Origin of the sequence: Pseudoalteromonas sp. bablab_jr011 (assembly GCF_016464045.1) — a bacterium.
Lineage (GTDB): Bacteria > Pseudomonadota > Gammaproteobacteria > Enterobacterales > Alteromonadaceae > Pseudoalteromonas > Pseudoalteromonas lipolytica.
Genome location: NZ_JACDWU010000305.1, coordinates 1 through 435 on the forward strand (window position 1 = coordinate 1; position 435 = coordinate 435).

1 rRNA gene is annotated in these 435 nt (G+C 45.1%); it reads left to right on the forward strand.

The features are described 5' to 3' along the window. The first annotated feature begins 241 nt into the window (after positions 1 to 241). Positions 242 to 356 (forward strand): 5S ribosomal RNA (gene rrf, locus JIG41_RS20260). Positions 357 to 435: the final 79 nt, after the last annotated feature.

Sequence of the window (435 nt, forward strand, 5' to 3'; positions counted from 1 at the left end):
AGTGGTGTGAGCCATTAAGCTAACCTGTACTAATTACCCGTGAGGCTTAACCATACAACGCCAAACGCGTTTTATGACAGCGTAACAGACAGAAGTTAGTATACTAAAGTAGATTTACGATTATCAGATTTCCGAATTTTATGTAGGGTGAACCGCAGCGCTTAATGCGAAATCAGTTCACCTTGCGCAAAGGACTCGTAAGCGCGATGCGCTTTGTCGAGAATCCTTTCCACGCATTTTGCTTGGTGACAATAGCGTTTTGGACCCACCTGACTCCATGCCGAACTCAGTAGTGAAACGAAACAGCGCCGATGATAGTGTGGCATTTGCCATGTGAAAGTAGGACATTGCCAGGCTCCTAATTAGAGAAACCCGATTCGAAAGAGTCGGGTTTTTTGTTGCCTGTAGAAAAATAAAACACCCAACCAAGACCCC